Genomic DNA, 575 nt, shown 5'->3' on the forward strand with positions numbered 1-575 from the left:
ACCGCTTACACGGTCAAGGGCTGTTTTCTTTGCATCTGCCTCACTGACCGTAACGTTCCTGCTGTCTGCTCCCATCGTTTTTTCTTCATATGCGGAGCTGATGATCTCTCCGGTGTCTGCCGCAATCTCATAGTCATACTTGGCACCGCCTGCATACCATTCAATGTCATATACCTGACGTCCGTCTTCATAATTAAGCTTTGACTTGGTGATCGTTGCGTCCGCTGCCTTCACTCCGGCATGCTCCAGTGCGATCTTCTGTGCTGCTGCTTCATCCACGGTTCCGGTACCTGTTGCATTCTGTGCCGGTGCAGCGGCTGAGGTCTGTGCCTGGGCTGAGGCTGAACCTGAGGTCTGTGCCGGAGCCGAGGCAGCGGGGTCTGCCGTCTCCGTCTGCGTCCCGGAAGTCTGTGCATTCTGTTCCTGGCTGCTCATTTCCATGACAGCTCCTGTCTGTGCATTGATCGTGTAGGAGTAGGCATACTCTCCGGAAGTAAATTCCACCTTATAGCAGGCCACTCCCGCCACCTCACTTAAGGTCGTGGCTGAAATGTCTGCATCTGCCGCTTCAATAT

Annotated in this window: 1 protein-coding gene; it reads right to left on the reverse strand. The window is 54.3% G+C overall.

Annotated features, from left to right (window positions below):
- Window positions 1-575 (reverse strand): PepSY domain-containing protein (locus ABCW45_RS17840; RefSeq protein WP_343221304.1); only part of this gene is annotated, 575 nt, incomplete at both ends.

It is taken from the genome of Pilosibacter fragilis, from assembly GCF_032490495.1.
In the GTDB taxonomy this organism is placed as follows: Bacteria; Bacillota; Clostridia; order Lachnospirales; family Lachnospiraceae; genus Pilosibacter; species Pilosibacter fragilis.